At 33.5% G+C, this 7,695-nt stretch carries 9 protein-coding genes; all 9 read left to right on the top strand.

The features are described from left to right. Window positions 1–436: phosphotransferase (locus tag CN514_RS16525; RefSeq protein WP_176525936.1), on the top strand; the 436-nt coding region annotated here is incomplete at its 5' end. 24 nt (window positions 437–460) lie between these two features. Next, a complete protein-coding gene (locus CN514_RS16520; RefSeq protein WP_098233530.1) occupies window positions 461–1,240 on the top strand; it encodes an enoyl-CoA hydratase/isomerase family protein in 780 nt (259 codons plus the stop codon). 21 nt (window positions 1,241–1,261) lie between these two features. Then, on the top strand, window positions 1,262–2,242 hold the full coding sequence (locus CN514_RS16515; RefSeq protein WP_098233529.1) for a quinone oxidoreductase family protein: 981 nt from the start codon (window positions 1,262–1,264) through the stop codon (window positions 2,240–2,242). 50 nt (window positions 2,243–2,292) lie between these two features. Then, complete coding sequence (locus CN514_RS16510) at window positions 2,293–3,471, top strand: acyl-CoA dehydrogenase family protein (protein ID WP_098233528.1); 1,179 nt, start codon at window positions 2,293–2,295, stop codon at window positions 3,469–3,471. 18 nt (window positions 3,472–3,489) lie between these two features. Then, entirely contained in the window at window positions 3,490–4,248 is a 759-nt protein-coding gene (gene fabG / locus CN514_RS16505) for a 3-oxoacyl-ACP reductase FabG (protein ID WP_098233527.1), read from the top strand. 18 nt (window positions 4,249–4,266) lie between these two features. Next, window positions 4,267–4,716 (top strand): MaoC family dehydratase N-terminal domain-containing protein, encoded by a 450-nt coding sequence (locus CN514_RS16500; RefSeq protein ID WP_098233526.1) that lies wholly within the window; start codon window positions 4,267–4,269, stop codon window positions 4,714–4,716. Continuing rightward, window positions 4,713–5,117: a MaoC/PaaZ C-terminal domain-containing protein gene (locus CN514_RS16495; protein WP_098233525.1), complete on the top strand. Its 405-nt coding sequence runs from the start codon at window positions 4,713–4,715 to the stop codon at window positions 5,115–5,117. Before CN514_RS16500 ends, CN514_RS16495 begins: the two co-directional genes overlap by 4 nt. A 142-nt stretch (window positions 5,118–5,259) precedes the next feature. Then, the gene (locus CN514_RS16490) at window positions 5,260–6,090 is read left to right on the top strand and encodes a hypothetical protein (RefSeq protein ID WP_098233524.1); all 831 of its coding nucleotides are present in this window, start codon (window positions 5,260–5,262) and stop codon (window positions 6,088–6,090) included. Between the two features lie 356 nt (window positions 6,091–6,446). After that, entirely contained in the window at window positions 6,447–7,511 is a 1,065-nt protein-coding gene (locus CN514_RS16485) for an undecaprenyldiphospho-muramoylpentapeptide beta-N-acetylglucosaminyltransferase (protein WP_098233523.1), read from the top strand. The last annotated feature ends 184 nt before the right edge of the window (window positions 7,512–7,695 follow it).

Raw genomic sequence — 7,695 nt, 5'->3', positions numbered from 1 at the left:
CTCATCAATTATTCATTATGATTTTAAATTAAATAATTCCATGTTTAGTCACGATTTAAAAGAAATGATTGGACTGTTTGATTGGGAAATGGCAACAATTGGTGATCCATTAGCGGATTTAGGTGTCGCTTTATGCTATTGGATTCAAAATGATGATCCGGATTTATTAAAATTTGGATTAGGTAAGCCACCTGTTACGATTCAAGAAGGATTTATTACAAGAAATCAATTTATTGAGGCATATGCAAAGAAAAGTGGCAGAGATTTATCAAACATTAATTACTACATGGCTTTCGCTTTTTTTAAATTAGCAGTAATTGTTCAACAAATCTTCTATCGATTTAAAGCAGGTCAAACAAGTGATCAACGTTTTGCAAAGTTTGACCAATTCGCAGAAAATCTGATTAGGATTGCCAATGATCTAGCAGTTAAATAGATTCATATAAAAGGAGTGGAATAAATGAATATACAACATTTATTAGTAGAAGTTAATGATCGGATTTTAACTTTAACGCTAAATAGGCCCGAAAGTCTAAATTCTTTTAGTTATGAAATGTTGAATGGTATTACTGAAGCGCTTAATGAAGCAAAACTGAATCCGGAAATAAAAGCAATTGTACTTAATGGTGCTGGTCGTTCATTTTCAGCAGGTGGAGATGTTAAAACGATGGGAAACGTCACGCCAAATGCAGTATATGAGCATATAGGAGTCCTAAATACAGTTATTAAAACGATTCGTGAAATCGAAAAGCCTGTAATTGCTTCAGTACATGGCTTTGCAGCTGGTGCTGGTTTTAACTTGGCTTTAGCATGTGATTTAATCATCGCAGCAGACGATAGTAAATTTGCTCTAAGCTTCTCTCAAGTGGGATTAATCTCAGATGGAGGCGGTTCTTATTTCCTACCAAGGTTAATCGGTCCTTATTTAGCAAAACAGTTTTTCTTTACTGCAGAGCCAGTTCCTGCAGAAAGAATGTATCAGCTAGGTATGATTAACACACTCGTACCACCTGAAAACTTAGCTGAAGAAACAGTAAAATTTGCAAATATTATAGCGGCAGGACCTGGAAAAGCAAATGGGATGATGAAAAAACTAATTAACCAATCTTTCACATCAACATTAGATGAAATGCTAGAACTTGAAAGAATTACTCAGCCATTAATGGTAGCAACTGAAGACCATCAAGAAGGTGTTGCTGCATTTAAAGAAAAAAGAAAAGCGATTTTTACTGGTAAATAAAAAACTGAAAGGGAGTTTACGATGCAATCAATTCAATTTAAACAATTTGGTGGTCCTGAGGTATTAGAAAAAGTAGAACTTGAAAGACCAGTACCTAAGGAGAATGAAGTATTAATTGAAGTGCATGCAGCAGGTGTCAATTATGCTGATACAGCGCGAAGAGAAAATCAATATGTAGTCAAAACTACATTGCCGTATGTACCTGGTGCTGAAGTTGCTGGAGTCGTAGTGGAAATTGGAGATGAGGTTAATTCAGTAAAAATTGGTGATCGAGTTGTTTCCATGTTGGAATGTGGTGGATATTCAGACTTTGCTTTGACAGATGAGCGGTCGATTATTCCTTTACCGAACGAGATGGATTTTAAAATAGCCGCTGCATTACCCGTACAAGGATTAAGTGCTTACCATATTTTAAAAACGATGGGTATGTTAGAACCAGGAGAAACCGTTTTAGTCCATGCTGCAGCTGGTGGTCTAGGGACTTTAGCAGTGCAATTAGCGAAGCTTTTTGGAGCCGGTAAAGTAATCGCTACAGCAAGTACAGACGAAAAATTACAGCTAGCAAAAGAAATGGGCGCAGATGTATTAATCAATTATACAGAAGAAGGCTGGGAACAAAAAGTACTTGAAGCTACAAACGGAAAAGGTGTAGATGTTGCCTTAGAGATGGCTGGTGGCGATGTTTTTTATAAAACGTTAGAGTGCTTAGCTTATTTCGGAAGATTAGTTATTTATGGTGTAGCAAGTGGCCAACAAAGTAAGTTTTACCCAGCCTCTTTAATGGCAAAAAATCAATCAGTCATTGGGTTTTTCTTACCACCACTTTTGAGAAAAAAGGCATTAATTAAACAAAGCTTAGAAGAATTATTTACTTATTTAGCTGAAGGGAAATTAAAGATTACGATTGGAGAAGTATTTCCATTAAGTGAAGCAGCCAATGTCCATACGATATTGCAATCAAGAAAAACTGTTGGAAAAGTGATTTTAGAACCGAATAAATAATGGATTTTTGATATGAAAAACGTTGATCAGATGAAACGGGGGAAATTTAAATGCATTTACGCCTAACTGACGAACAAAAAATGATTCAAAAAACAATTCGAAAATTTGTTGAAAAAGAATTAATCCCTTTAGAAAATGAGGTACTTAGAAATGAGCGTGAAGGTAGACCAAGCTTAGATCCCGAAATTGAAAAGGAACTTCAATTAAAAGCAAAAAAAGCTGGCTTCTGGGGAATTAACACACCTACTGAATATGGAGGTGCTGATTTAGGCCAAATGATGTTAGCAATTATTTATATGGAAATATCAAAAACATTCGTTCCTTTTAAATTTGGTGGCTATGCGGATAATATTTTATTTTATTGTAACGAAGAACAAAAAAAGAAATACCTTATTCCGACAATAAATGGTGAGAAAAAATCATGCTTTGCCATGACAGAACCTAATGCCGGCTCTGATACTCAAAACATTAAAATGACCGCTGTAAAGGATGGGAATGAATGGGTATTAAATGGTGAGAAAACATTTATCACAGGTGGAAACGAAGCGGATTTTGTAATGGTCATTGCAATTACGGATAAAGAAAGACATCAAAAAACTGGTGGAAGAGATGGTGTAACTTGTTTTATAGTCGACCGGGAAATGGGTTGGAAATCTGAATTTATCCATACAATGGGCGAATGGGGACCAGCCGGTTTAGTATTTGATAATGTTCGTGTGCCTGAAGAAAATATTTTAGGTGAATTAAATGGTGGCTATAATTTAGGACTTGAATGGATCGGATTTGCAAGATGGATTGTAGGGGCAACAGCAGTTGGAGCAGCTGAACGTTTATTACAAATGGCCATTGATTATTCAAAAGAAAGGGAAACATTCGGAAAACCAATTGCCGAACGACAAGCTATACAGTGGCAAATAGCGGATTCTGCTGTTGAAATAGAAGCTGCCAAATGGCTTGTGTTAAATGCAGCATATACACTCGATCAAGGAGAAGACAATAGACATTTAGCATCAATGGCGAAACTATATGGTTCGAATATGGGAAATCGAGTTGTTGATCGCGTACTTCAAATACATGGTGGAATCGGATATACAAAAGAACTTCCGATTGAAAGATGGTACCGTGAAGCAAGATTGTGGAGAATTTACGACGGAACTGATGAAATTCAACGCTTAATCATTTCCCGAAATTTACTAAAAGGACATGTTAAATTAGGACAATACGTTTAAAAGATGGGAGAGAGGAATATGGCCGGAAGATTTGAAGGTAGAGTAGCCTTTGTAACAGGTGGTAGTCGAGGAATCGGAAAAGGAATTGTCGAATTGTTTGCAAAAGAAGGAGCAAAAGTAGCGATTATTGATGTGAATGAAGAAGCACTTTCACAAACTGCTTCAGAATTTAAGCAATATGAAATATACACTAAAGTTGCAAACGTTACAAATTCCAATGAAGTTGAAACTGCTATGAAAGAAGTACATGATACATTTGGTTCAATAGATATTGTAGTCAATAACGCAGGTGTTATTCGTGATAATTTAATATTTAAAATGACAGACTCAGATTGGGATACTGTTATGGATGTTCACTTGAAAGGTTCCTTTAATGTTGTACGTGCTGCTCAAGCCTATATGGTTAAACAAAAATATGGAAGAATCATTAATATTTCTTCAACATCTGCACTTGGGAACCGTGGCCAATCAAACTATGCAACTGCAAAGGCCGGTTTACAAGGACTAACGAAAACACTTGCAATTGAACTTGGTAAATATGGAATCACATCTAACGCTGTAGCACCAGGGTTTATCGAAACTGAAATGACGAAAGAAACTGCAAATCGAATCGGAATTACTTTCGAACAACTTGTTGAGGCAAGTTTAAGCCAAATACCAGCCGGAAGAACAGGTAAACCAGAGGATATTGCAAACGCAGTTGCATTCTTTGCTGATGAAAAGTCTTCCTATGTAAATGGGCAAGTTTTATATGTTGCAGGTGGACCTAAAGCTTAAAAAAATGGGGTGAATTTAATGTTTAAATCGTTTATTGGTAAACGCTCTAAATCAGTAAAAAATATTGTAGAACGTGGTGCTGTGAAAAAATTTGCTGAAGCAATTGGGGATTTACATCCAATTTATATTGACGAAGAATATGGAAAACAAACTAGATATGGACAAAATATTGCTCCTACGACATTTCCTAGAGTATTTGACTATGGAAATATAGAGAATTTTAACTTACCTAATGTTGGTCTAATTCATGGTGAGCAAACATTTGAATATAAAAGGCCACTTTTAGTTGGCGAAACCATTAATTGTTATACAGAGATAAAGGACTATTATGAAAAACGTGGTGGACATGGGTTTATGGGGTTTCTAGTACTGTCAGATAACGGAGAAGATCAAGCAGGTAATTCTATTTTTACTACGAAATCAGTTGTTATTATAACTGAAGAGGTTAGGAAGGTGCTAATGGTATGACGGTATTATTAGATTTACAAATTGGCGACTCGATGAAACCAGTCGTACTTGAACCAGTATCTCGAATTGATTTAATAAAATACGCAGGAGCATCAGGTGATTATAATCCTATTCATACAATTGATGAAGAAGCAAAGAAGGCTGGGTTACCTGGAATTATTGCACATGGAATGTGGACAATGGGGAATTTAGCAAAGCTTTTTTCAGATTATTTAGAAGTCGGATTTATTGAAAATTACTCCATAAGATTTAAAAATATGGTATTTTTAAATGATGTCATTACATTAAATTCAATACTTGATAAAATTGATGAAAACATACTACATTTTAAAGTAAACGCAAAGAACCAAAACGATGTAACGGTTATTACTGGTAAAATTTTATTTAAATTATATGAATGATACTGATTCTAATTGGGACTTCTAAAAGGAGTCCCTTTTGTATATTGCAATTTCAACTTCAATAAATGTTAATTTTACATTAAATAGGATTTGGATACTGTGGATTTACACATAATATTAAAAAACGAAATAGGTGAGAAAAATGGATCTTTCATTTGATAAATTATTAGAGCAATTTGATTTAAAAAAAAATGAACACCAAAAAAATTTGCATAAGGTTAACAAAAGAATAGATGAAATAGAATCTCATATGGAAGAAATTAAAAAGCAATTACATAATTTTGACCATCAAATTGTCAATATAGAAAAAGAATTAAAAACTACACTATCAATGATTAGCAGTGAAAATGAATCAAGTTCACACCACAATATAGAGCAAAATAAAGAACATTACGAGCAAAACGAGCATCATGAACATCAAGAGCAGAACAGACATCAAAAGCATCACAAAGGTCATGAACACCATCCTGATCATCCTAATTGGGCTGAAAATCTAATACATAATGTGGAGGAGTTTTCAGCAAGTATTTTTGAGCCAAAGCATGAAGGTAAAAAAGAGCATAAAGAACATCATGAGCATGAAGACAATCAACAACATCAAGAACATGAACATTTCGAGGAAAAGCAACATAACTCAAGAGTAGCTAATAGGAAAAAGTATAATAATCAAAATATAGAAAATATAAACCAGTATTCTGCAAGTACAATGGACGAAAGTCAATTGAGCGGTATAGCAACTGGATTAACGAGCTTTAATGAAAAAAATTATTCGGAATTAACATCTGATTTTACAAATCATAATGATGAACAACACCAACATATCGATCAAGGTAAAGTCACTAATGAAAAGAAGACATCTGAACAATTATTAGAAACGGATTTTTCTGATTTATCAATTGATGATTGGGAGGACTCTACTACCAACTTATCGATGTCAGAATGGTTTGAAGTAGATCCTAATGATAAAAGATAGTAAGTTGTTTAATTCTTGAATTTGGGAGCGCTAAGTCTTAATCTATTCGATAGATTAGGTAAATATATGATATTCAACAAAATGGCGTTAGTTGAAAAACTTATTTGCAACAGAGAAAATGCATTACTTCTAACAAGTGAAGTAATGCATTTTTGCTTTTTAGAGGAAATACACTCTGATTTGGTGAATTTATCAAGAGAATACAGCTAATTATGTATTTTTGAGCTATTATGGTACATAAAGATATAAAATTGAGAATAAATAGAGAGTTAATAGTGGGGGCGATAAAGATATTCCGGTAGGCTATTTAGTTCCCATTATGGGCTTTGTGAAATAAAAAATAGATAGGAGTTAATATGTCTAAGAAAACAATCGTATTTACGGGTGGTGGCTCTGCGGGGCATGTAACACCAAATATCGCCATTATAAATGAATTAAATAAAAATGATTGGGATATTCATTATATTGGTTCTAAAAAAGGCATTGAAAAGGAACTAATAAATAAAATTGAATTACCTTATTACGGGATTTCAAGCGGAAAATTAAGACGATATATAGATTTTGAAAATATTATTGACATGTTTCGAGTAATAAAAGGCTGTCTTGATGCAAGAAAAGTATTAAAAAAAATTAAGCCGAGTTTAGTTTTTTCAAAGGGTGGCTTTGTTTCTGTACCAGTAATCATTGCAGCTAGCACATTGAAAATTCCAATTTTTATACATGAAAGTGATATGACACCAGGACTTGCAAATAAAATTTCGCAGCGATTTGCTACAAAAATTTTCACTTCTTTTGAAGAAGCAAAAAATTATTTTCCAATAAATAAAACAACAGTAATCGGTTCACCTATAAGAAAGGAACTATTAAATGGCTCAAGACAAAAGGGCTTAGAATTCCTTAATTTTAAAAGTTATATACCAATATTAACAATTATGGGTGGAAGTTTAGGTGCAAAGAAAATCAATGAAACTGTTAGAGAATCATTACAGGAACTAACAAAAAAGTATCAGATTGTCCATCTATGTGGTAAAGGAAATATTGATGAAAGTTTAAAACATATTCAAGGATATAAGCAATTTGAATATGTACATGAAGAGCTAACAGACGTATTGGCCGCATCCCAAATGATTATCACTAGAGGTGGTTCAAATGCAATATTTGAATTTTTAGCGTTACATAAACCGATGTTAATCATCCCGCTTACGAAAAATCAAAGTAGGGGAGACCAAATTTTAAATGCAAATTCTTTTAAAGAAAAAGGCTTTGCATTAATGATGGAAGAAGAGGATTTAACGAATAAATCACTTCAAGAATCGATTGAAGAACTTCAAACTAAAAAGGACTTTTTCATTACGAATATGAAATCATCGAATCAAAGTAAAGCACTTGATATCCTACTTGAGGAAATAAATAGTAATTGATACAAGTAAAGCATTCTTCTAAATAAAGGAAGAATTGCTTTTTTGTTGAATAATTCTAATGGGACTAAGAGAAGTAAGAAGAAGGTGTAAAATTTGATTACAGAAAAGCAATTAAACGAAATTAGCATTTTACAAGATACTTGTGAAAAATTTGATGAAATAACTTTAAAGTTAAACTGGGAAA

The organism is Bacillus sp. AFS001701, from assembly GCF_002559405.1.
GTDB lineage: Bacteria > Bacillota > Bacilli > Bacillales > Bacillaceae_G > Gottfriedia.
The sequence above is the reverse complement of the archived record's forward strand: the minus strand, read 5'-3'. Positions and strand labels throughout refer to the sequence as shown.